We start from the raw sequence: 22081 nt of genomic DNA on the forward strand, positions 1-22081 counted from the left end.
AGTTCCGAGTAAGGATAGTCTGCATGGTCGACCGACCGCGATTCCCCGTACGTGTCCTCGTGGTGGACAACCACGACAGCTTTGTCCACACCATCGTGCAGTACCTGCGCGAACTCGGAGCCGACTGCGATGTCCGGCCCCGCGACGACGTCACTGTGGACGACGCCGACCGGTACGACGGCGTGCTCGTCTCCCCCGGCCCCGGCACCCCGGAAGCCGCCGGAGTCAGCGTCCCCATGGTCCGCCACTGCGCGGAACGCGGCCTCCCCCTGCTCGGCGTCTGCCTCGGCCACCAGGCCATCGCCGTCGCGTACGGCGGCACCGTCGGCCGCGCCCCCGAACTCATGCACGGCCGCACCAGCCAGATCGACCACGACGGGAAAGGCGTCTTCGCCGGCATCCCCTCACCGGTCACCATGACGCGCTACCACTCCCTCGCCGTGATCGACGTGCCGCTCGCGCTCGAGGTCAGCGCCACCACGCCCGAGGGCGTCGTCATGGGCCTGCGCCACCGCGACGCCCCCATCGAGGGCATCCAGTTCCACCCCGAGTCCATCCTGTCCGAGCACGGCCACCGGCTCCTCGGCAACTGGCTCAGCCAGATCGTGTAACGCTTCCACCCCCGGACACGACTAACAGACGAGGGCTTCCGCCATTGCCCCCGAGTGGCGGAAGCCCTCTCCATGTTTCTGGACGACAGCCGGTTCCACACCCGACCGCGATCTCCCGCAGGCAGGCAGAAAAAGAGGCCCGCTCTGATGAGCGGGCCTCCTCTCGTGCTACGCGATGCCGGACGGCGTCAGTTACCGAACGGGTTGTCGCCGTCGGGCAGGTCGATGCCGCCGCCGTCGTCCATGCCGCCGTCGTCCGTCGGCGGCTCGGTGACCTGGTCGCTCGGTGTGTCGTTCGGCTGCGGCTGCTGCTGGCTGGGGCCGGTGGAGACCGTCAGCGTGATCGTCGTGCCGGACTGGAGCCTGGCCCCTGCGTCCGGAGTCTGCGCGATGACGTTCCCAGAGGGAACCACGTCGCTCGACTGCTTCGAGACCCTGACCGGGAAGCCCGCGCCCTCCAGCGTCGCCCTGGCGTCCTTGAGAGTGAGGCCGAGCACGCTGGGGACCTCGATGGCCTCCTTCGGCAGGTAGAGCCGCACCGAGCTGTTCTTGGCGACCTGCTTGCCCGCCTTCGGGCTGGTCTCGAAGATCTTCCCCTGTGGCTGGCTGGACGGCTTGTCGACCCTGCTGGCCTTGAGACCCAACGCGTCCAGCTCGACCTTGGCCTCCTCGAACGTCTTGCCGATGAGGTTGGGGACCTCGACCTGCTCGGGCCCCTTGGAGACGGTGACGGTGACCGCCGAGTTCGGGGCGACCTCCGTGCCGCCGATCGGGTCAGTGCTGATCACCGAGCCCTTCTCGGCGTCGTCGCTGAACTCCTCCTTGATGGTGGCCTTGAGACCCTGGTCCTGCAGGGCCTTCTCGGCCGCCTGCTTGGTCTGGCCCACCACGGTCGGAACCTTGATGGTGCCGCCGGCGCCCGAGTCACCCGAGCTCAGGAACTTGTACCCGATGCCGACGAACGCGCCGATCACCAGCAGCGGGACCAGGATCCACGCGGCGGTCTTCAGCCCGGTGTTCCCGCTCTTGCTGCGCCTGCGCCCGTCGTACCGTCCGCCGTCGCGCTCCTCGGGCCCGTAGTCGTACTGCGGGATCGCCCGGGTGCCCTGCGGCGCGCCCATCTGGCCGCCCGCACTGGTCATGGTGCGGGTGCGGTCGGCCGGGCCGAACGAGCCGTGGTGGGTGGCCATCGCCATCGTCTGCGGATCGACCGGCATGCCGGACATCACGCGCTGGATGTCCGCGCGCATCTCGGACGCGCTCTGATAGCGGTTGGCCGGGTCCTTGGCCATGGCCTTGAGGACGATCGCGTCGGCCCACTGGGGGATCTCGTGGTCGATGCCGGACGGCGGGATCGGATCCTCACGCACGTGCTGGTACGCGATCGCGACCGGGGAGTCGCCGGTGAAGGGCGGCTGCCCGGTCAGCAGCTCGTACAGCACGCAGCCGGTGGAGTAGATGTCGCTGCGGGCGTCCACGCGCTCGCCACGGGCCTGCTCCGGCGAAAGGTACTGTGCGGTGCCGATCACCTGGGCGGTCTGCGTCATGGTGGCCTCGGACGAGGCCATCGCCCGGGCGATGCCGAAGTCCATGACCTTGACCTCGCCGCTGAGCGTCAGCATGATGTTCGCCGGCTTGATGTCCCGGTGGACGATGCCGCCGCGGTGGCTGTAGTCCAGCGCCCGCAGGATGCCGTCGACCAGCTCCATCGCCCGCTCGGGCAGCAGCCGCCGGTCCGCGCGCAGCAGGTCGCGCAGCGTCCGCCCGTCCACGAACTCCATCACGATGTACGGCACGTGCGTGTTGTCCATCGTGTCCTCGCCCGTGTCGTACACGGCGATGATGGACGGATGGTTCAGCGAGGCCGCCGACTGAGCCTCCCGGCGGAACCTGGCCTGGAAGGTGGGGTCCCTGGCCAGGTCCGAGCGGAGTGTCTTGATCGCGACAATACGGTCCAGCCGGATGTCCCGGGCGCGATACACCTCGGCCATGCCGCCGCGCCCGACAACACCGTCGAGTTCATAGCGACCACCGAGAAGCCGAGGCTGAGTCATTTCCTGCACTGTCCCTTGCCGTTCATCTTGGGGTGCCGCCGGTGTCCATCATCGACCCCTTTTCGCATCACGTCTCCGTATTAGACGAGTTAGCGGGAGTTGGGGAGGGTGCGGAAGGTTGAATCTCACTTGGCGTCGGGGTGGGTGTGGGGGTAGGTGTCGGGGTTCTCTGCGGGGTGTGCGTCGGGGATGGCGTCGGCTTCCGGGTGGGCGAAGCCGACGTACTTACGGTAGCCGACGCCGAAGGGGTCGGCCGGGGTGACGTCGGCCGCGGACGGGGCGGCGGCGCCACCGGTGCCACTGACCTGGACGGACGCGGCGCGGGGGGTTGGACCGTCGGAGTCGGGTCGGTGACCAAGGTCGCACGCTCCTCCGGCGGACGCGGCGCCTGCATGCCGCGTACCACGAGGGCGCCGAGGCCGACGGCCGCCGCGCACCCCGCCGTGGCGAAGACCACGGTCGTGACCCGCCTGCGACGGCGCCTCACCGGTGCGGTGGCACGCCGGGGCGCCTGCGGCTCGGTGGCCGGGCGTCTCGGACCGGCCGAGGTGGCGGGCGCGGCCGGCCGAGAAGCCGGAGACGCGCCCAACTGTGGGGTTGCGGGGCCGCGCGCGGAGGAGGCGCCGGAAGCCCCGCCCACCGCGAACCACGAAGGGTCGGTCAGCGTCCCCAGCATGACGGTGTGCGCGTCGGTCAGCGACTCGCGGATCGCGATGGCCCGTTCGGCCAGCTCGCGCGTACCGGCCGGGCGCGCCTGCGGGTCCTTCGCCAGCATGGCGAGAACCAGCTCGCGCACGGGCGCGGGCACCGAGGCGGGCAGCGGCGGCGGCGCGTCGTACAGGTGGTGCAGGGCGATCGCGACCTGGGTCTCGCCGTCGAAGGGCGGACGCCCGGCCAGGCACTCGTACGCGACGACGCCGAGGGAATAGATGTCGGTGGCCGGGGTCAGCCGTTCGCCGGACGCCTGCTCGGGACTGACGTACTGCGCGGTGCCGAGCACGACACCGCTCTGGGTCACCGGGGCGGCCTCCAGCGCCCGGGCGATGCCGAAGTCGGTCACCTTGACGGTCCCGGCCTCGGTGATGAGCAGGTTGCCCGGCTTGATGTCGCGGTGGATGATCCCCGCCTGGTGCGCGGAGTGCAGCGCCTTGGCCACCTGCCCGACCACGTCGAGCGTGATCTCCGGGCTGAGCGTGCCGTGGCGGCCCAGGATGCCCGACAGCGGCTCGCCCGACACCAGCTCCATGATGAGGTAGGCGACCCCGTCGCTCTCGCCGTAGTCGAAGACCTGGGCGACCCCCGGGTCGGTCAGCCCCGCGGTGATGCGCGCCTCGTTCCGGAACCGCTCACGGAAGGCCGGGTCGGCGGCCATGTGCTGCCGCAGCAGCTTCACCGCCACCTCGCGGCCGAGAAGCTGGTCCGTGGCCTGCCACACCTCGCCCATGCCGCCCGCGGCGATGCGGGACCGCAGGCGATAGCGGCCGCCTAGAACGGGGTTGCCCGATGTCACTGACCGAGCACCGCCTGCATGACGTCGTGCGCGATCGGGGCCGCGATGGCGCCGCCGGTCGCGTCGTTGCCCGCGCTGCCGGACTCGACGAAGACCGCGACCGCGACCTTCGGGTCCTCGGCGGGGGCGAACGAGATGAACCACGCGTGCGACGGCTTGCCGGGGGCGGTCTCCGCGGTGCCGGTCTTGCCGGCGACCGTGGTGTTCGGCAGACCGGCGGCCCGGCCGGTGCCGTTCCGCACCACGTTGATCATCATCGTGGTGAGCTCGGCCGCGACCTCGGGGGTCACCGCCTCGCTCATCTCTTCGGGGTTGGTGGTGTCGATCTCGCCGCCGTCCGGGCCGGTGATCTTGTTGACCAGGTACGGCTTCATGACCGTGCCCCGGTTCGCGATGCCGGCCGCGACCATCGCCATCTGCAGCGGGGTCATCTGGTTGCTGCGCTGGCCGATGGCGGTCATGGCGAGGGCGGCCTTGCCCTCGTCCGGGCCGATGTCGCTCTTCGTGACGCCCAGCGGGATGCTCAGCGGGGTGCCGATGCCGAACTTCTCGGCCTGCTCCTTCAGCTTGTCGTACCCCATCTCCATTGCGACGTCGGCGAACGGCGTGTTGCAGGAGATCGTGTAGGCGGACAGCAGCGTCGCGCGGCCGCCGCAGGACTCGCCGTGGTAGTTCGGCAGCGAGATGTTGGTGCCGGGCAGCGGCAGCGCGTCCGGCGCGTTCACTATCGTGTTCACGTCGCGCGACTGGTCGTCCATCAGGAACGCCGCCGACGTGACCGTCTTGAACGTCGAGCCCGGCGCGTAGGTGAGGCCGATCGCCCGGTTGAGCAGCGGCTTGTTCGTCTTGTCCGCGTCGAGCTTGTTGTACGCGTCGTTGACCTTCTTCTTGTCGGCCACCGCGAGCGGGTTCGGGTCGTACGACGGCACGGACACCATCGTGAGCACCGCGCCCGTCTTCGGGTTGAGCGCCACGACCGCGCCCCGCTTCCCGGTGTTCGCCAGGTCCTTGTACGCGACCTTCTGCGCCTTGGCGTTCAGCGTGAGGTCGACGTTGGCGCCCTTGTGCGGCTTGCCGCTGACCAGGTCGATGGCGCGGCGCACCACCAGGTCGGGGTGGCTGCCGTCGAGGTAGCGCCCCTCGGCCCCCTCGATGCCCGAGGAGCTCTCCGGCGCGAAGAAGCCGACGACGTGTGCGAAGGGCTTGCCCTCGGGGTACTCCCGCTCGAACCGGAATTTGCGATTGCCAGTGTCCACGCTCTTGGCCAGGGTGACCTTGCCGTTGTCCGCGGTGATCCACCCACGGTCGACGGCGTACCGCGCGTAGAAGGACCGCTGGTTCCGGGGATCCGTGCGCAGGCCGTCCGCCTGGACGGCACCGAGATAGGTCACGTTGGCCATGAGCAGGCCGAACATCACGAAGCAGGCGACCGCGACGCGCTTGAGTGGGCTGTTCATCGCTGCATCACCTGGGTGAGCCCTTCGTCCTGGATCGCCTGCGGCGGCGGCTTGCGCGCCGCGTCTGACATGCGTACCAGCAGCGCGATAAGCATCCAGTTAGCGAGCAGCGCCGAGCCGCCCGCCGACATGAATGGGGTGACCAGGCCGGTCAGCGGGATCAGCCGGGTCACGCCGCCGACGATGATGAACACCTGCCAGGCCAGGATGAAGGACAGGCCGCCCGCGAGGAGCTTGGAGAACGGGTCGCGGGCCGCGAACGCAGTACGTAGCCCTCGCTGGACGATCAGCGCGTAGACCATGAGGAGGGCCATCAGGCCGGTGAGGCCGAGCTCCTCGCCCGTGGCGGTGAAAATGAAGTCGGAGAACGACAGCGGGATCTCTCTCGGGTATCCCTGGCCGAGCCCGGTGCCGAGGATACCGCCGGAGCCGATCGCGAACAGGCCCTGCATGAGCTGGAAGGTGCTGCCGAACTCGCGGTAGTACATCTCCTGCGAGCTGGCGTTCAGCCAGCCGTCGAAGCGGGCCTCGACGTGGCTGAAGACCTGCCCGGCCAGCACGGCGCCGCCGATGAACAGCAGGGCGCCGATGAGCACCCACGAGGTGCGCTGGGTCGCGATGTACAGCATCGCGATGAAGGCGCCGAACAGCAGCAGCGAGCTGCCGAGGTCCTTCTGCATGACGAGGACGCCCAGGCTGACGGCCCACGTGATGAGGACGGGGCCGAGGTCGCGGGCGCGCGGCAGGTCGATGAAGAGCAGGCGGCGCCCGGCGAGGGCGAGCACGTCCCGCTTGGCGACGAGGTAGCCGGCGAAGAAGATGACCAGCGCGATCTTGGCGAACTCGGACGGCTGGATGGAGAAGGGGCCGACGCCCACCCAGATGCGGGCGCCGTTGATCTCCTTGCCGATGAACGGCAGCAGCGGGAGCAGCAGCAACGCGAGCCCGGCGAAGCCCGCGGTGTATGTGAGGCGCTGCAAGGCGCGATGGTCCTTCAACACGATCAATGTCGCGGAGAACATCACGACGCCGAGCGCCGTCCACATGAGCTGGGTGGTGGCCGAGGCTCCGGCCTGGCCGGTCTGCTCGATCCGGTAGATCATCACCAGGCCGATGCCGTTGACCAGGGTCACCAGCGGGAGAATCAGAGGGTCGGCCCATGGTGCCCACTTGGCGAGCACGAGATAGGCCGCGAGCATGAGCGCGCCCAGGCCGAGGCCGTAGGTCAGCATGCCGGCGGGGATCGTGCCGTCGATGCCCAGACCCACACCGGCGTACGCGCACATGACGACGACCACGGCGAAGGCGAGCATGGCGAGCTGCGCTCCACGCCGCTTCGCGGTCATGGGGACGGGGGTGGCTTCCGCTGAACTCACTTACCGGATCCCGGTGACGGTGACGGTGACGGTGACGGGGTTGTGTGCGGTGGACCCTCGCCGCTGAAGTTCTTTATGGTCTTTATCCCGGCCGCGAGATCGTCGACCGGGATGCCGCTGCGTATCTGGTCCTGCTGGGCCGCGCTGAGCGAGGAGACCGGCGCGTCGTCGGTGTAGGCGACCTTCTTGAAGGAGACGGGGCCCAGTTCCGCGTCGACGCCGCGGAAGACCACGAGCTGGTCTCCGTCGGCGCCGACGTAGTACTGGTCCTGAGTCCACTCATAGCCGAAATAGCCGCCGAGCCCGAGCACGGCGGCGACAATCACGAACGAGGTGACCCGAAAGGGCCAGACTCGACGTTTCTTGGCCCGGCGGCCGGAGGCCTGGGCCTCCGGCGCTGGGTTGTCGTCGAGATCCTCGTCCACGATGACCGGTTGGGGCACGGTGGCCATGGAGGCCCGGCCGGGCGGGGCGTCCGGCGGGCCCGATCGCAGCCGTCCCGAGCCGGCCGCCCCGACCACGGCCGCCGCGTACATCGGCGGCTGAGCGTCGTCCACCTCGATCACGTCGGCGACCACGCAGGTGATGTTGTCCGGCCCGCCGCCCCTGTTGGCCAGGTCGATGAGCTGCCGGACGACGTCCTCGGGGTCGGCCACCGTGCTGAGGGTGTGGTGCAGGGTTTCGGCGCCGACCACGGCGGACAGGCCGTCCGAACACAGCAGGTACCGGTCGCCCACCTGGGCCTCCCGGTCCTGCAGGTCGGGATCGACCTCGCCGCTGCCGTCGAGCGCACGCAGCAGGATCGAGCGTTGCGGATGGTTGGCGGCCTCTTCCAGCGTGATGCGGCCGTCGTCCACCAGCGACTGCACGAGCGTGTGGTCGTGGGTGATCTGGTACAGCTCCTCGTTGCGCAGCATGTACGCGCGTGAGTCACCGACGTGGATCAGGGCGAACCTCGCGCCGCTCCAAAGCATCGCGGTCAGCGTGGTGCCCATGCCTTTGAGGCTCGGGTCCCGGGCGACCATCGCGTGCAGTTGACGGTTCGCCTCCCGGACTGCCGCGTCGATGTCGCTGAGCAGGTCACCCCCGAAGGCGTCCCTGGAGTGATCGAGGGACGACATGGCGGCGATGGCGACCGAGCTGGCCACCTCGCCGTGTGCGTGCCCGCCCATGCCGTCGGCGACGGCCAGCAGGCGTCCGCTCGCGTACGCCGAGTCCTCGTTCCCTTCGCGGAGGAGGCCGACGTCCGAGCGGGCAGCGTAACGGAGTGCGATTGTCATTTGCGCAATTCGATGACGGTCTTGCCGATGCGAATCGGAACTCCGAGAGGCACCGGCGTCGGGCGGGTCACTTTGGAGCGGTCAAGGTACGTGCCGTTGGTCGAACCGAGATCTTCCACGATCCACTGGCCGTCCTGTGGGAAGAGCCGGGCATGCCGGCTCGAAGCGTAGTCGTCGCTCAGCACCAGCGTGGCGTCTGTCGCCCGGCCGATGCTGATTGGCGTCTCCGTAAGGTCGATGACGGTCCCTTGAAGGGGGCCACCCGTGACGACCATCTGACGTGGTTCCCCCCTCTTGGGTTTGGACACTGGTTTCGGTGCCTTGGTTGGTTTCCGTGCCGGCGCGGGGGCCGTGCGTGCACCGAACAAGTCTGTCCGGATCACGCCGACCGCGGCAATCACAAAGAACCACAGCAACGCCAGGAAGGCGAGCCGGATCAGCAGCAGCGTGAGCTCGGACATGGACCGTCTGTCTACCTCTAATCTCGCCGGAACACCAGGGTCGTGCGCCCCAGTGTCACCCTCGTCCCGTCCTGCATCTCGATCCTGCGGATCGGCTGGCCGTTGACGAAGGTGCCGTTCGTGGACCCCAGATCGACGAGCACGACCTGCTGCCCTTCAACACGTAGTTCGGCATGATGCCGTGATACGCCCGGATCGACCAGTCGAAGATCACAATCGGTGCCGCGGCCGAGCAGCGTCACCGGTGTGGTCAGCTCGTACGAACGCTGGCCCTGCGGGTCGTCCTGGGTGGAAACGAGCAGCCGGGGGCGGCCGCCGAACATCCCCGATCGCGGCGGAGGCGTGTCGCTGACCGGCTGACGGATCTCGTCCTGCTCCACCGTCGCGCCACGGATGACGCCCGACCGGATCCTGAACAGCCCGACCGCGAGGTCGTCGGCGGTCTCGAAACGCACCCGGACAGGTCCTACGAATGAGTACCCCTGCTCCTTGGCGTACTCCCTGGCGAGGTTTGCGAGCTCGTGGCCGATGCTGTCGGCGTACACCTCCAGCCGCTCGCTGTCGGTCGTGGACAGCTCCACCACGAAGTCGTTCGGTACGAGCGTGCGACCCTGGGCGACGATCGCGGCCCGCTCGTCCATCTCTCGCTGGACGGCGCTGGCGACCTCGACCGGCTGAAGGTCAGACTTGAACGCCCGTGCAAAGGCCCCCTCAACCAAGCCTTCGAGCCTGCGCTCGAAGCGCTGAAGGACTCCCACCGGGTACCTCCTTCCTCCATCGTCTAGAGGGATCGTATCCGGGTTCGGTAGTAACGGCGGATACGTGCTAACCTTTCCAGGCACCCAGCGATGGGGCACCCGCTAGGGCAAGTGGCGGAATGGCAGACGCGCACGGTTCAGGTCCGTGTGTCCGAAAGGACGTGGGGGTTCAACTCCCCCCTTGCCCACCAAACGACAGACCTTGGTCGGTCGGAAGCCAAGCTTCCCACCCCAGGGTCTTTTCGTTTTTTCCGGGGTCTCGTTGGTTTAACGGAAACGAGTCTCAGAGCCTGCTGACAAAGGCTTAAGTGCGCGTGGGCATGGGGCCATAGAGAGCTGGTCCGATCTTGTTGATGTAGCCCTGGTGTGACCATTGGGACAGTTGGACACGGAAGCTGTTGACGTTCTCGACCCCGAGGATGGCGGCCAACTCGGCCCCTTTCCAGGCCCGCCAAGGCTGGGCGGCCAGGAGTTCGCAGACCTTGCCGCGCCGGTCCGGACTGGACAGGTCAGGAAGCGCAGGCGGGCCTCCCCAGCGGCCATGGGGCGGTTGGCCTGCGAGTTCACGGGTCAGGCGGCGGGTCATCTGATGCACGGTGGCCCACCAGATCATGGCTTCGTGGTGTCCGGGCTTGCGTTCGTAGATCCGGACGAGCCGACGGTAACGGGCCAGCCAGGCGAACGTTCTTTCCACCACCCACCTGCGGGGCAGGACGACGAAGCCGCGGATATCGTCCGAGCGCTTGACGATGGTGACAGCCAGGCCGAGGACCTGCCTGGCCCAGCTCAGCAGGCGTCCGGCGTAACCGCCGTCCGCCCACACCAGCGTGATGGTGGAGAACTTCTCCCGCAGCCGAGCCAGCAACGGGTGTGCGCCATCACGGTCTTGGACCGACGCGGCGGTGACGATCACGCACAGGAGCAATCCGAGCGTGTCGACCGCGATATGCCGCTTCTGCCCCTTCAGCTTCTTGCCCCCGTCGTAACCGCAGTCCGCGGCCGGGACGGTCTCGGCTGCCCTGACCGTCTGGGAGTCGATACAGCCGGCTGTCGGCAGCTCTCCGCGCCCGGCCATGACCCGCAGGCGGCCGCGTAATCGCCCGGCGAGCCGTTCGGGCAGACCGCGCCGGGACCACCGCAGGAAGAACGCATACACCGCCTCATGCGGGGGGAAGTCGACCGGCAGGGCCCGCCACTCGATCCCGTACCGGGCCACATACCCGATCGCGTCCAGCACCGCCCGCAGATCATGGACCATCGGCCTGCCCGTGGTCGCGACCAACTCGGCCATCACCGCCCGCGCCTCGCCTGCCAGCACTCCCCACTCGGCATCGGTCAGATCCGACGGATAGGCCGGCATCCGGTCATGACATCGGCACCCCGGTGAGGCGCAACCACTGGCGCTCACGGACACGGGCGTGTAAACAGACAACCACGGGCTCCTGGCCGCCGAGTTGCGTAGACAACACCTCAGCTACCAGGAGCCCGTTCCTGTCCGCAGGCGTATCAGTGAAGACGGCCCCGACCGGGGCATACCTGGCCCCGGCCTCAGCGGCCAAATCCTTTGTCAGCAGGCTCTCACGGATTTCGGTTCAGGCACGAGGCCGGGGCGGACCGCCGCCGGGGGCGTCATCGCCGTCTTGAGCCCGGCACCGCCGTCTACGCGAGCATGCGGGCCGGTCTCCTCCACGTTCCGGGAGACGCGCGACCCCGGCCCGATGCGGGCTGATCGAACTCTCTGGAGCGCGGCTTTCGATCCACTGGTAATTGGATGATCAGTGTTCTTTGCCATGTGTCTCACTATGTGATCGAAGATGTCTTGTTTAATGAGATAGTCCTTATGCTGCCGGCATGAGGACTCCGAACCGCTGGACCATGCTGGGCCTCGGCGTGGCCGCCCAGGCGGCGGGCTGCGTGTTCATGTACGGCCTGCCGTTCCTCCTGCCGGCCTTCCAGGAGGAGAAGGGGCTGACGCTGGCCGAGGCGGGGCTGCTCGTGGGCGCTCCGAGCGCGGGCATGCTGTTCACGCTGATCGCCTGGGGCTGGGTCGCCGACCGGTACGGCGAGCGGCTCGCGATGACCGCCGGTCTCGGCCTGGCGGGCGGATTCCTCGTCGCCGCCGCGTTCGCCGCCCATCCCGGCGTGCTGGCGGCGCTGCTGGCGCTCGCCGGCGCGTCGGGGGCGTCGGCGAACGCGTCCAGCGGGCGGGTGGTCCTCGGCTGGTTCCCCAAGGAACGGCGCGGTTTCGCCATGGGCTGGCGGCAGGCGGCGCAGCCGCTCGGCGTCGCGGTGGCCGGGCTGGTCACCCCCGCCGTGGCGCACGTCACCGCCGCGCTCCTCGTCATGGCCGCGATCTGCCTGGTCACGGCGGTCGCCGTCGGCCTGATGGTGGTGGACCCGCCCCGGCCGCCCGTGGCGCCGGGGACGCGGACCTCGTCGCCGTACACGGTGGCGGCCCTGTGGCGGGTGCACGGCGCGAGCATGCTGCTCGTCGTCCCGCAGTTCGTTACGGCGGGGTTCGCCGTCACCTACTTGGTGTCCGAGCGGCACTGGGATCTCGGCACCGCGGCGAGGGTGGTGGCGGTGGCCCAGTTCGCCGGCGCGGCCGGGCGCCTGCTGTGCGGCCGCTGGTCGGATCTGGTCGGCAGCCGGGTGGGCCCGATGCGGCGGCTGGCTCTGGTCAACGGGGCGGTGATGGCCCTCCTGGCGGGGGCTGTACAGGCCGGAAACGGCCTCAGCGCCGCTCTTCTGCTGGCGGCCCTGGTGATCTCGATGAGCGGCAACGGACTGGCCTTCACGGCCGTCTCAGAGCTCGCGGGGACGTTCTGGGCCGGCCGCGCGCTGGGCGCGCAGAACACCGCGCAGAACCTCGTCGCGGCCGCGACCCCGGGGGTGATGGGACTGTTCATCTCCGGTTCCGGGTTCGCGGCCGCTTTCGCGGTGGCGGGGGCGCTCGCCGTCGCCGCCGCCGCGGCGACGCCGTCAGGAGGCTAGGTCGTGTCTGACTCCTAGGAGGTCAGGAGCTGGCCGATGAGGGCGGGCAGGCTGACCATTCCTACGACTATGCCGCTCTCGTCGGTCACCAGGCCGATCTGGGCATGGGCCTCCTGAAGAACGGCGACCGCGTCGGAGATGCTGGTGCTCGGGGCGAGCCGCGGAACGGGCGTGGCCAGCTCCTCGGGACGCCGTCCCGGCTGCATGAGCGTGTCGCGCACGTGCAGCACGCCCACGACGGACTCCGGCGAGACGACCAGCATCCGCAGGTCGCCGGTGGCCGCCACGGTGTCCCGTACGACCTGGTCGTCGGCGCCGGCGGGGACGGTGGCGGCGTGCTCGATCGGCACCATGAGCCGCTCCACCGGCTGCAGGTGGACACGCAGCGCGCGGGTGAGCAGGTTGTGCTCGTCCCGGTCGAGCATGCCCATCCGGCCCGACTCGGCGACGAGCAGGGCGAGCTGGTGCGGCGTGCGGGTGGTGGCGAGCTCGTCCTTCGGGTGGACCTTGAACAGGCGGAGCAGTCCGTTGGTCATGGCGTTCAGCGCCGCGAGGATCGGGCGGACCAGCCACGCGAAGCCGCGGAACGGCAGCGCCAGGCCCATCGCCGTCTTCTCGGGGTGGGTGAGTGCCAAGGACTTGGGCGCCATCTCCCCCACGACCATGTGGAGGAAGGTCACCAGCGCGAGGGCTATCACGTACGCGACGGGCGTGCGCGCGGTCGCGGGCAGCAGGACGAGGACCGGTTCGAGCAGGTGCTCGATGGCCGGCTCGGCCACCATGCCGAGCCCGAGCGAGCACAGCGTGATGCCGAGCTGCGCGCCGGCCAGCATGATCGAGAGCTCGCGGGCGCCGCGTACGGCCATGCGTGCGGTGATCTTGGTGAGCCGGCCGCCGGAGGAGGCGAGCTCCTCAAGCCGGTGCCGCTTGGCCGACACGACCGCGAACTCGGCGGCGACGAAGAAGCCGTTGGCCACGAGGAGGACGACGCCGAGGAGGATTGCCGCTATCTCGTTCACGCGGACCGATCCCCCTGAAGCAGGGCCGAGAACAGGCCGGGGGCGTAGTCCCTGTGGTGGCGCCGGGGGGCGTGCTCCGGCTCGGGATCCTCCTCCGCCTCGGGGGGAGTCTCCTCCTGGAGCGAGAGCCGCACCCAGCCGGGGACCCGGCGCTGCAGCGACAGGACGGTGATCACGGCGAGCTTCTCGTCGGCCTCCGCGAAGGGGTCGGCCTCCTGCTCGACCGGGACGGTGATCTCGTCGCCCGGCTCGGTCATCCGGCCGAGGGACGCGAGGACCAGGCCGGCCACGGTCTCGTAGTCCTCGCTCTCGGGGAGCTGGACGCCCGTGGCCCGCCCGACCTCGTCGAGCCGGAGAGCGGCGGGCACATTCCAGGAGCCGTCCGCGTTGGGGATCACGCCGAGAGGCTCAGGGTCGTTCTCGTCCACCAGCTCGCCGACGAGTTCCTCGGCGAGGTCCTCGACGGAGACGATCCCGGCCAGGCCGCCGTACTCGTCGATGACGCAGGCGAACCTCTCGTCCGCGGTGCGCAGCCGCTGAAGCAGCGCGGGCAGCGGCAGCGTCGCGGGCACGAGCACCGGCGCGCGCGTGATCGCGGTCACCGGGGCATCGTCGGACAGGCCGGCCTTGAGCAGCTCGGAGAGGCCGGTGACGCCCACGACGTCGTCGCCGTCGGTGCCGAGCACGGGGTAGCGCGAGTGTCCGTGGTCGCGTACGGCGTCGAGCAGGTCGCGAACGCGGCGGCCGGAGCGGAGCGAGATGACGCGCGGCCGGGGGACCATCACGTCCTCGGCCGTGCGGTCGCCGAAGGAGAGCGCCCGTTCGAGCAGTTCGGCCAGGCGGGGCGGCAGCTCGCCCGAGGCGGCGGACTCGGCCACGATGCGGGACAGCTCCTCGGGGGTGGCGCCGTGTTCCAGTTCCTCGACGGGCTCGATGCCGGCGAGCCGTACGAGCCGGGTCGCGGCCGAGTCGAACAGGTGGATCAGGGGGCCGGCGACCTTCAGATAGACCAGCGTCGGGCGGGCCAGGAACTTCGCGACGGGTTCCGGCCGGGCGATGCCCAGGTTCTTCGGCGCGAGCTCGCCGATGACCATCTGGACGATCGTGGCGATGACGATGCCCAGCGCCACGGACAGGCCGGGCACCACGGCGGCCGGGACGCCCGCGTTCCCCAGGGGGTCGCGGACGACGTCGGAGATGGCCGGTTGGGCGAGGAAGCCGACCAGAAGGGTGGTGACGGTGATCCCGAGCTGGGCGCCGGAGAGCATGAACGAGAGGCGACCGGTCACCTCGAAAGCGCGCTGGGCGGCCGCGTCGTCTTTCTGCTCGCGGAGGACCGTCCGGTCCGCCGCGACGAACGCGAACTCCTGTGCGACGAAGAATCCGGTCAGGAGAGTGAGGACCAGTACGGCCAGGAGGCCGAGGGCAATGCTCATCGGGCGCCTGCCCGGGGGCGGTAAGATCCCGTGCCTGAGCACGGGCAGGTACTCCACGAGTCCGAAGCGGACACGACCGTCCTTTCGTGTAGGGGTCTACCACCGTAACGGCTGAATGTGCCGAAGTGTTTCCCCCAATGCCTTTATTGAGCTCTTAGGGCTCTTCTGGGTACGTTCCAGGGGAAACCTTGGTGTCGCGCCCGCGCTCTCTTGGGTTTACGGCGTGGATTCCGGCAGTAACGCTGAGCGGCAGGGGAGAAGACGTGGGCCAGGACGACGACCCGACGAGGGCCATGCGCACGCCCGGCACCGCCCGGCCGCCCGTCCCCGGCATCCCGCCCGGCGGCCGTCCGGCGCAGCCTGTGGGAGGAGCGGGGACGCCGTTCGGCCAGGAACCGCTGCAGGCGTCGTCGTCCGCCTCGCGCGGCCGCGTGTACGGCAAGCCGCGAGCGGGAACGAGCGCGGTCCGCCCGCTGCACGGCAGTGGGGGCGAGGGTGGCGGCGGAGGCGACCGCACGGTCGTCGAGGGCCGCCCCAGGAAGCCCAGGCGGATCGGCCGGACCGTCGTCAAGGTCGTCGCGGGCCTGCTGGTGGTGCTCATCATCGCCGCCGTAGCCATGTATTTCATGATCAGTTCCAAGCTGCGGCCGGTGGAGTCGCTGTCCGAGTACTCGGGCCGGCCCGCGGCCACGCCCGGCCAGGACTGGCTCCTCGTCGGCTCGGACAGCCGTGAGGGCCTGACCCGGGCCCAGCGCAAGAAGCTGGCCACCGGCAAGGCGGTCGGCAAGCGCACCGACACGATGATGCTGCTGCACATCCCCGAGGGGGACGGGCGGCCCACCCTGGTCAGCCTCCCCCGCGACTCGTACGTCCCGATCGAGGGGCACGGCAGCGACAAGCTCAACGCCGCGTACGCCTTCGGAGGGCCGGAGCTGCTCGCCAAGACGGTCGAGCGGGTCACCGGCATCAGGATCGACCACTACATGGAGATCGGGTTCGGCGGGTTCGTCGGCATCGTCGACGCGATAGGCGGGGTCAACATCTGCGTGAAGCAGAACATCAAGGACCCCAAGGCCGGCATCAACCTGAAGAAGGGCTGCCAGGACATGGACGGGGGCACCGCCCTCGGCTACGTCCGCACCCGGGCGACCGGCGCGATCCCGGACTTCGAGCGGACCCAGCGGCAGCGCCAGTTCTTCTCGGCTGTGGTGCAGAAGGCGGCGAGCCCGGGCACCCTCCTCAACCCGTTCACGTCCGTGCCGCTGGGCCTGAGCGCCGCCGAGTCGGTGGCCGTCGACCCGGGGAGCGGACTGTTCGACCTGCTTTCGGTCGGCCTCGCGATGAAGGATGGCCCGATCGCCACCGGCGTCCCGACCAGCGGCTTCCCCACGATCAACGGCGCCTCGGTCGTCAAGTGGGACACCGCGAAGGCCAACCGCCTCTTCGAGGCGCTGGCCCAGGACAAGCCCGCGCCGAAGGACACCATCACCAAGTAGCCGCCGGGCCCCGCGAGGGGCCCGGACCGGCGTCGTACCGCGAGGCGGAGCGGGGCGGTCAGCTGGTGGCGGCCACGGCCGCGGCGATGGCTCCCGCGGCGACGGCGGCGTGGATGGACGCGATCGTCGTCCGCACCGCGGCGCCCGCCCACTCGCCCTCGGCGATCTCCTTGATCCGCTGCCGCGGGGCGTCGGGGAACGCCTTGCGGTCGAGCTTGGCCGCGTGCAGCACGGCGATGAGGACGCCGGTGCGCTCGTCCGGCGTCGCGCCGTCGAAGACGCTTTGGACCCGCTGCCGGAGCTCACGCTCGGGCGCGGGGTCGAGCTCGGGATAGCGGGTCGAGGGGAAGATCCCGAGGACCTTCGTCTGCTCCTCGGACAGGACGCCGCGCTCGGCGAGGCGGGACAGCAGGCGGCCCCGGAGCTTACGGGAGTCGAGCTTGCCCACCCACCACTCGGGCTTGCGCCGCCTGGTCTCCCCGGCGATGCGGGCGAGGGCCGCGTCCAGCTCGGCGTCGTCCAGCGGGGCGGCGTCCTTCGCCACGACGGCCTTGCCGTCGAGATCGATGCGGTTGTTCACCGCCAGTTCGGCCAGTACGGCGCCGGCGACCGCCGCGTCCAGCTCGATCGAGCCGATCTGCGGCTTGCCGGTGTCCTCGCGGTAGGCGAGGAGGAGGATTTCCTCGGCGATCGTCATTATCACGTCTCGACCCTACGAGCCGGCCTGACCGGACGCGCGGCCGGACATTCCGGACAGCGAGCCGGGCCCGGTGGCGGTCGGTCCCGCTGCGGATATCGGTAAGAATGACCACTTATGGGGATTTCTCAGGAACTGCACGTCATCGGTCGTCCGCTGCTGGAGGCCCAGCTCGCGCATCCCACCGTGCGCGGCATCGCCGGCGGCGACCTGCCCGACGAGGTCTTCCGCTCGTGGCTGGAGCAGGACTACCTGTACCTCCTCGACTACGTCCGGGTCTTCTCCCGGCTGGCGTGGCAGGCCCCCGACGCCCACCTCAGCACGCTGGTCGACCTCGCGTACTCGACCTGGCACGAGGAGTTGGACCTGCACCGGTCGCTCTCCGCCGGGTTCGGTGCGGACCTTGGCGGCGCCAAGAAGGGGCCCGCCTGCGCCGCGTACACGTCGTTCCTGCTGGAGTCGGCCGCCGACTACGGCAACGGCCTGGCCGCGCTCTATCCGTGCATGTGGGGGTATTCGTCCTTGGGGCGGATCCTGGCCGAGAACCCGCCGGCCGAGCCGCGGTACAAGGCGTGGGTGGACACCTACGCCGACCCCGCCTTCGCCGCGCTCTCCGAGCGCATCGCGCAGATGATCGACGACGTGCGGCCGGAGCGCGCCGAGGAGTTCTTCCTTGAGGGGATGCGGCACGAGCTGGCCTTCTGGGACGTGCCGTGACGCCTGTCCACAGCCTGTGGACGGATGGTGGGTGACGCCCGGGGGCGGCAGCTAATGTGAGGGCATGCCGGAGCTTCCCGAGGTGGAGGCGCTCGCCGAGTTCCTCCGCGAGCGCGCCGTGGGCCGTGTGATCGCCGCTGTGAACGTGGTCGCCTTCCAGGCGTTGAAGACCGTCGACCCGCCGGTCTCCGCGCTGGGCGGGCTGACCGTGACCGGGGTCGCCCGGCACGGCAAGTTCCTCGACCTCGACTGCGACGGCACGCATCTCGTCACGCACCTCGCCCGCGGCGGATGGCTGCGCTGGAGGGACGACCTCGCGGGCGCGAAGCCGGTCCGCCCGGGCAAGGGCCCGCTCGCGGTCCGGGTACGGCTCGCCCCCGACGGCGACGGCAGGGCCCCCGGGTTCGAGCTCACCGAGGCGGGCACGCAGAAGCGGCTCGCGGTCTACGTGGTGCGCGATCCCGGCGACGTCCCCGGGATCGCGAGCCTGGGGCCCGACCCGCTGGCCGCCGACTTCCCGCCCGAGGCGCTCGGGGCGATCCTGGCCGGCAGCCGCACACAGATCAAGGGTCTGCTCCGCGACCAGAAGGTGATCGCGGGCATCGGCAACGCGTACTCCGACGAGGTGCTGCACGTGGCCCGGATGTCGCCGTTCAAGATCGCGGGAACGCTGACGGAGGCGCAGGTCGCCGAGTTGCACGAAGCGATCGTGACCACGCTGCGCGACGCCGTCGAGAGGGCCAGGGGGCTGGCCGCGAAGGACCTCAAGGCGGAGAAGAAGTCGGGTCTGCGCGTGCACGGGCGCACCGGCGAGAAGTGCGAGGTGTGCGGCGACACGATCAGAGAGGTGTCGTTCGCCGACTCCTCCCTACAGTACTGCCCGACCTGCCAGACCGGCGGGAAGCCACTCGCCGACCGCCGCCTGTCCAAGCTGCTGAAATAGCGACGCGGGGGCGTCGGGCGCGGAGAAGTCGGGGAGCGGGTCAGGGTTCTCACTGATTGCCGCGGCGCCGTCCCGGGTAAAGATGGAGGCGCCCCGCGACTGGCGCGCGGGTGCGGGACACACCATGGGCACACCACGCGGGGCACACCGACTGGGGACGGAATGGCGAGCACGAGTGTCATCGACGACTACGTGACCCGGCTGGGCCGTTCCCTGCGCGGCCCCCTGCGGGCCAAGCGCGACCTGCTCGCCGAGGCGCGAGACGGCCTGGTCGACGCCACCGAGGCGCTGGAGGCGGACGGCCTGCTCCGGCCGGACGCCGAGCGGCTGGCGGTCGAGGAGTTCGGCCCGATCGCCCAGATCGCCCCCACGTACCAGGAGGAACTCGCGGTCGGGCAGGGACGCCGGACGGCGCTGCTGCTGTTCCTCAGCGTTCCCTTCACCGCGCTCATGTGGAGCATGATCTGGCGAATCTTCCCGGTGGATCCGGTAACGGAGATCGCCCAGTGGCCGGGCTGGTTCCGTCCGGTGTCCCGGATCGTCGACTACACCCAGCTCGCCGTCGGCGTGCTGGCCGCGGTGGCGCTCCTCGCCTTCGGGCCGGCCCGGCGCAGGCTCGCCCGGCCCTGGCTGGTGACCCGCGCGCTGGGCGTCCTCGTCTGGGTGGAGGTGCCCCTGGTGGGCGCGCTGTCCCTCCTGCTGTCCATGTCGGCGTCGTTCGACGGCTTCTCGTCGTACCCGCCCGGCGTCGTGGCGACGCTGTTCAGTTGGGCGTTCATGCTGTGGCAGCTCTCCAGCGCGACCCGCTGTCTGATCTTCACACCGCGCTCGGCCGCCTGATCGGGGCCCGGCCGGTCAGCGGGTGCGCGGCTCCAGGACGCTGCCGATCGCGGCGGTGAACTCGCGCCAGGCCGACCGTTCGCTCGCGAGAGCCGAACGGCCCGTGCCGGTGAGCCGGTATGTGCGGCGTTTGCGTCCGCCGACGGTCGCCCACTCGCCGGCGAGGTAGCCGGCGCGCTCCAGCCTTCGCAGCGCGGGATAGACGGTGCCGGTCGGGACGGCGAGCGCTCCACCGCTGCGTTCCTGAAGTGCCTCGATGATCGCGTACCCGTGCAGGGGCTCGTGTTCGAGCACGGAGAGCAGCAGAGCGTCCATGTGCCCATGGAGCGCGTTGGTGTTCACGGCCTCACCCTAATCCCTGTGTCGTTCTTGTCATCCTACATGTAGGCTCTCTATATGTAGGAAGGCATAACAAGGGAGTGGGAACATGAATGTGCTCGATCTGGCACGGGCGCAGTTCGCGGTGACTGGGGTCCTGCACTTCCTGTTCGTCGTGCTCACTCTGGGCCTGGCCCCCCTTGTTGCGATCATCCAGACGCGGCATGTCATCACCGGAAAGCCGGTCTTTGAGCGGATGGCCCGCTTCTGGGGCCAGATCTATGTGATCAACTACGCGCTGGGCGTCTTCACCGGCCTGGTGATGGAGTTCCAGTTCGGGCTGAGCTGGAGCGGGCTCTCCCGGTACGCGGGAGACGTCTTCGGCGCGCCGCTCGCGGTCGAGACGATGGGAGCCTTCTTCCTGGAGTCCACCTTCCTCGGCCTGTGGATCTTCGGCTGGGGCCGGCTGCCCCGATGGCTCCACCTGGCCTGCATCTGGCTGGTCACCCTGACGGCGTACGCGTCCGCGTTCTGGGTCTTGGTCGCGAACTCGTTCCTGCAGAACCCGGCGGGGGCCGAGGTGCGCGGCGACCACCTCGTGCTGACCGACTTCGGCGCGCTGCTCACCAACCCCACGCTCGTGTTCGCGCTGCCCCACGTGCTCGGCGCGGGGCTGTTCACCGGCAGCTCCGTCATCATCGGGGCCAGCGCGTACCAGCTCTTCCGCCGCACCCGCGAGAGGGAGTTCTTCGTCCGCTCGCTGCGCGTCGGCGTGGTGGGGGCGCTCGTCGGCACCCTGGTCGCGGTGGGCTTCGGTTTCGCCCAGTTCGGCCCGGTCGGGCGGGTCCAGCCGGGCAAGTTCGACGGGAACGTGGTCGTCGGAACGTCGCTGGGCTTCATGATCCTCATCGGCGAGCTGGCCGTGTTCGGTGTGCTGTTCGTCCTGACCCCGCTGCTCTTCCGCGACTGGTTGGCCCGCTGGCGGTGGATCCACCCGCTGCTCATGCTCATGACCCCGATGCCGTTCATCGCGGCGATCCTCGGCTGGCTGGTCCGCGAGATCGGCCGCCAGCCGTGGATCGTGTACGGCCGGCTGACCGTGAAGGACGCCATGTCCCCCGGGCTCACCCCCGGCATGATCACCGCGTCCTTCGTCGCCTTCACCGCCGTGCTCGGCCTGCTCGCCGTGATCGACTACGCGCTCATCGCCCGCACGGTACGGCGCGGCCCGGCCGCGGCGACCCTCGGTGACCCCGGGCGGCCCGACCCCGCCGCGTCCGCCCCCGCGCTGACCCTCTAGCCCCCGCCCCCCAGGCCGCCTTTCTAGGAGAGCACGATGGACATCCTCTGGCTCGGCGTGTTCGCGCTGCTGCTGATCGGCTATTTCGCCCTGGAGGGCTTCGACATCGGGATCGGGATGCTGCTGCCCGTGCTGGGCCGTACCAGGGAGGAACGGGACCGGCTGGTGGCGGGCATGGCGCCGTTCGTCCTGGCCGGTGAGGTGTGGCTGGTCGCGGTGGCGGGCGTGCTGTTCGGCGCGTTCCCCCACCTGGAGGGCGAGACGCTGTTCGCCCTGTATCCCCTGGTCGTCGGGCTGCTCGTGTCCTGGGTGATCCGCGACGCCGGGCTGTGGTTCCGGCGCAGGCTCGACGGCCGGGCCTGGCGGGCGTTCTGGGACGGCGCCCTCTGCGTCGGCTCGTACGGGCTGGCCCTCACCTGGGGGCTGGCCCTGGCCGCCCTCGTCCAGGGCGGTCCGGTGCTCACCCCACTCGGGGTGGGCTACGCGGCGGTGGTCGTCGGGGTGTTCGCGATCCATGGGCGCAGGTTCGCCGCGTGGCGGGCGGGCGGGCCGGGCCGTACCGGCCGGGCGCTGCTCGGCTCCGCGGCCCTGGCGGCGGTGCCGGTGGCGGTGCCGCTGGTCGTCGCCGCCCCGTGGCTGCTCGACCATGTGGCCCCGTCGGGCACGCTGGGCGTGCTCACACTGGTGCTCCTGCCCTGCGTGCCGGTCATGGTCGCGGCCCAGGTATGGGTGTGGCGCGCCTTTGGCCGCCGCGCCCGGACAGGCGTCGGCGCCCGGGTCCCGTCGTTCTTCTGACCGCGTGCGGGCTCGTGCC

The 22081-nt window shown here is 70.1% G+C and carries 19 protein-coding genes, 1 tRNA gene and 1 pseudogene; 9 read left to right on the forward strand and 12 right to left on the reverse strand.

Annotated features, from left to right (window positions below; translation table 11 throughout):
- Positions 1–23: 23 nt before the first annotated feature.
- Positions 24–611 (forward strand): anthranilate synthase component II, encoded by a 588-nt coding sequence (locus ACQP1V_RS00530; protein WP_387417124.1) that lies wholly within the window; start codon positions 24–26, stop codon positions 609–611.
- A gap of 188 nt (positions 612–799) precedes the next feature.
- Here the strand turns inward: ACQP1V_RS00530 and pknB are convergent, their stop codons facing one another.
- The 7 genes from pknB to ACQP1V_RS00565 form a co-directional block, all read right to left on the reverse strand.
- Complete coding sequence (pknB, locus tag ACQP1V_RS00535) at positions 800–2665, reverse strand: Stk1 family PASTA domain-containing Ser/Thr kinase (RefSeq protein ID WP_433417660.1); 1866 nt, start codon at positions 2663–2665, stop codon at positions 800–802.
- 67 nt (positions 2666–2732) lie between these two features.
- Positions 2733–4175, reverse strand: a complete 1443-nt coding sequence (locus ACQP1V_RS00540; protein WP_433417661.1) for a protein kinase domain-containing protein — start codon at positions 4173–4175, stop codon at positions 2733–2735.
- Positions 4172–5632, reverse strand: coding sequence for a peptidoglycan D,D-transpeptidase FtsI family protein (locus ACQP1V_RS00545; protein ID WP_433417664.1), 1461 nt, complete (start codon positions 5630–5632; stop codon positions 4172–4174). Before ACQP1V_RS00545 ends, ACQP1V_RS00540 begins: the two co-directional genes overlap by 4 nt.
- Entirely contained in the window at positions 5629–6978 is a 1350-nt protein-coding gene (locus ACQP1V_RS00550; RefSeq protein WP_433426137.1) for an FtsW/RodA/SpoVE family cell cycle protein, read from the reverse strand. The genes ACQP1V_RS00545 and ACQP1V_RS00550 overlap by 4 nt, the downstream gene beginning before the upstream one ends.
- A gap of 26 nt (positions 6979–7004) precedes the next feature.
- Positions 7005–8288 (reverse strand): PP2C family protein-serine/threonine phosphatase, encoded by a 1284-nt coding sequence (locus ACQP1V_RS00555; RefSeq protein ID WP_433417665.1) that lies wholly within the window; start codon positions 8286–8288, stop codon positions 7005–7007.
- Complete coding sequence (locus ACQP1V_RS00560) at positions 8285–8749, reverse strand: FHA domain-containing protein FhaB/FipA (RefSeq protein ID WP_067138291.1); 465 nt, start codon at positions 8747–8749, stop codon at positions 8285–8287. Before ACQP1V_RS00560 ends, ACQP1V_RS00555 begins: the two co-directional genes overlap by 4 nt.
- Before the next feature lie 17 nt (positions 8750–8766).
- Positions 8767–9507 carry an FhaA domain-containing protein gene (locus tag ACQP1V_RS00565; RefSeq protein ID WP_433417668.1) on the reverse strand — a complete coding sequence of 247 codons (741 nt, stop codon included), beginning with the start codon at positions 9505–9507 and terminating at the stop codon, positions 8767–8769.
- 105 nt (positions 9508–9612) lie between these two features.
- Here ACQP1V_RS00565 and ACQP1V_RS00570 point away from each other — a divergent pair.
- Positions 9613–9698, forward strand: a tRNA-Leu gene (locus ACQP1V_RS00570).
- Positions 9699–10072: 374 nt separating this feature from the next.
- Here ACQP1V_RS00570 and ACQP1V_RS00575 read toward each other — a convergent pair.
- Positions 10073–10867: pseudogene (locus tag ACQP1V_RS00575) on the reverse strand (IS5 family transposase); the annotation flags it as partial.
- Positions 10868–11358: 491 nt separating this feature from the next.
- On the opposite strand from ACQP1V_RS00575, the gene ACQP1V_RS00580 reads away from it, so the two are divergent.
- Positions 11359–12501: an MFS transporter gene (locus ACQP1V_RS00580; RefSeq protein WP_433417671.1), complete on the forward strand. Its 1143-nt coding sequence runs from the start codon at positions 11359–11361 to the stop codon at positions 12499–12501.
- A 14-nt stretch (positions 12502–12515) separates the two neighbouring features.
- Here ACQP1V_RS00580 and ACQP1V_RS00585 read toward each other — a convergent pair whose 3' ends face one another.
- Both ACQP1V_RS00585 and ACQP1V_RS00590 read right to left on the reverse strand, forming a co-directional pair.
- Positions 12516–13520 (reverse strand): hemolysin family protein, encoded by a 1005-nt coding sequence (locus ACQP1V_RS00585; RefSeq protein ID WP_433417674.1) that lies wholly within the window; start codon positions 13518–13520, stop codon positions 12516–12518.
- Positions 13517–14956 carry a hemolysin family protein gene (locus ACQP1V_RS00590; protein ID WP_433417677.1) on the reverse strand — a complete coding sequence of 480 codons (1440 nt, stop codon included), beginning with the start codon at positions 14954–14956 and terminating at the stop codon, positions 13517–13519. The genes ACQP1V_RS00585 and ACQP1V_RS00590 overlap by 4 nt, the downstream gene beginning before the upstream one ends.
- A 263-nt stretch (positions 14957–15219) precedes the next feature.
- On the opposite strand from ACQP1V_RS00590, the gene ACQP1V_RS00595 reads away from it, so the two are divergent.
- Positions 15220–16452 carry an LCP family protein gene (locus ACQP1V_RS00595; RefSeq protein ID WP_433417679.1) on the forward strand — a complete coding sequence of 411 codons (1233 nt, stop codon included), beginning with the start codon at positions 15220–15222 and terminating at the stop codon, positions 16450–16452.
- A 58-nt stretch (positions 16453–16510) separates the two neighbouring features.
- On the opposite strand, the gene ACQP1V_RS00600 is transcribed toward ACQP1V_RS00595, so the two are convergent.
- Complete coding sequence (locus ACQP1V_RS00600) at positions 16511–17149, reverse strand: GOLPH3/VPS74 family protein (RefSeq protein ID WP_433426139.1); 639 nt, start codon at positions 17147–17149, stop codon at positions 16511–16513.
- Between the two features lie 117 nt (positions 17150–17266).
- Here ACQP1V_RS00600 and ACQP1V_RS00605 point away from each other — a divergent pair, with 117 nt between their 5' ends.
- The 3 genes from ACQP1V_RS00605 to ACQP1V_RS00615 all read left to right on the forward strand — a co-directional run bounded on the left by ACQP1V_RS00605 (position 17267) and on the right by ACQP1V_RS00615 (position 19649).
- Entirely contained in the window at positions 17267–17866 is a 600-nt protein-coding gene (locus tag ACQP1V_RS00605; protein ID WP_067138299.1) for a TenA family protein, read from the forward strand.
- Between the two features lie 64 nt (positions 17867–17930).
- A complete protein-coding gene (locus ACQP1V_RS00610; RefSeq protein WP_433417682.1) occupies positions 17931–18809 on the forward strand; it encodes an Fpg/Nei family DNA glycosylase in 879 nt (292 codons plus the stop codon).
- Between the two features lie 162 nt (positions 18810–18971).
- Positions 18972–19649, forward strand: a complete 678-nt coding sequence (locus ACQP1V_RS00615) for a permease prefix domain 1-containing protein (protein WP_433417684.1) — start codon at positions 18972–18974, stop codon at positions 19647–19649.
- Positions 19650–19664: 15 nt separating this feature from the next.
- On the opposite strand, the gene ACQP1V_RS00620 is transcribed toward ACQP1V_RS00615, so the two are convergent.
- Positions 19665–19991, reverse strand: a complete 327-nt coding sequence (locus tag ACQP1V_RS00620) for a helix-turn-helix transcriptional regulator (protein WP_433417687.1) — start codon at positions 19989–19991, stop codon at positions 19665–19667.
- 85 nt (positions 19992–20076) lie between these two features.
- Between ACQP1V_RS00620 and ACQP1V_RS00625 the strand changes: the two genes are divergently transcribed.
- Together ACQP1V_RS00625 and ACQP1V_RS00630 are read left to right on the forward strand one after the other, a co-directional pair.
- Complete coding sequence (locus tag ACQP1V_RS00625) at positions 20077–21267, forward strand: cytochrome ubiquinol oxidase subunit I (protein WP_433417690.1); 1191 nt, start codon at positions 20077–20079, stop codon at positions 21265–21267.
- Positions 21268–21303: 36 nt separating this feature from the next.
- Entirely contained in the window at positions 21304–22062 is a 759-nt protein-coding gene (locus ACQP1V_RS00630) for a cytochrome d ubiquinol oxidase subunit II (protein ID WP_433220606.1), read from the forward strand.
- Positions 22063–22081 lie beyond the last annotated feature (19 nt).

It is taken from the genome of Microtetraspora malaysiensis, assembly GCF_050947145.1.
Taxonomy (GTDB): Bacteria; Actinomycetota; Actinomycetes; order Streptosporangiales; family Streptosporangiaceae; genus Microtetraspora_A; species Microtetraspora_A malaysiensis.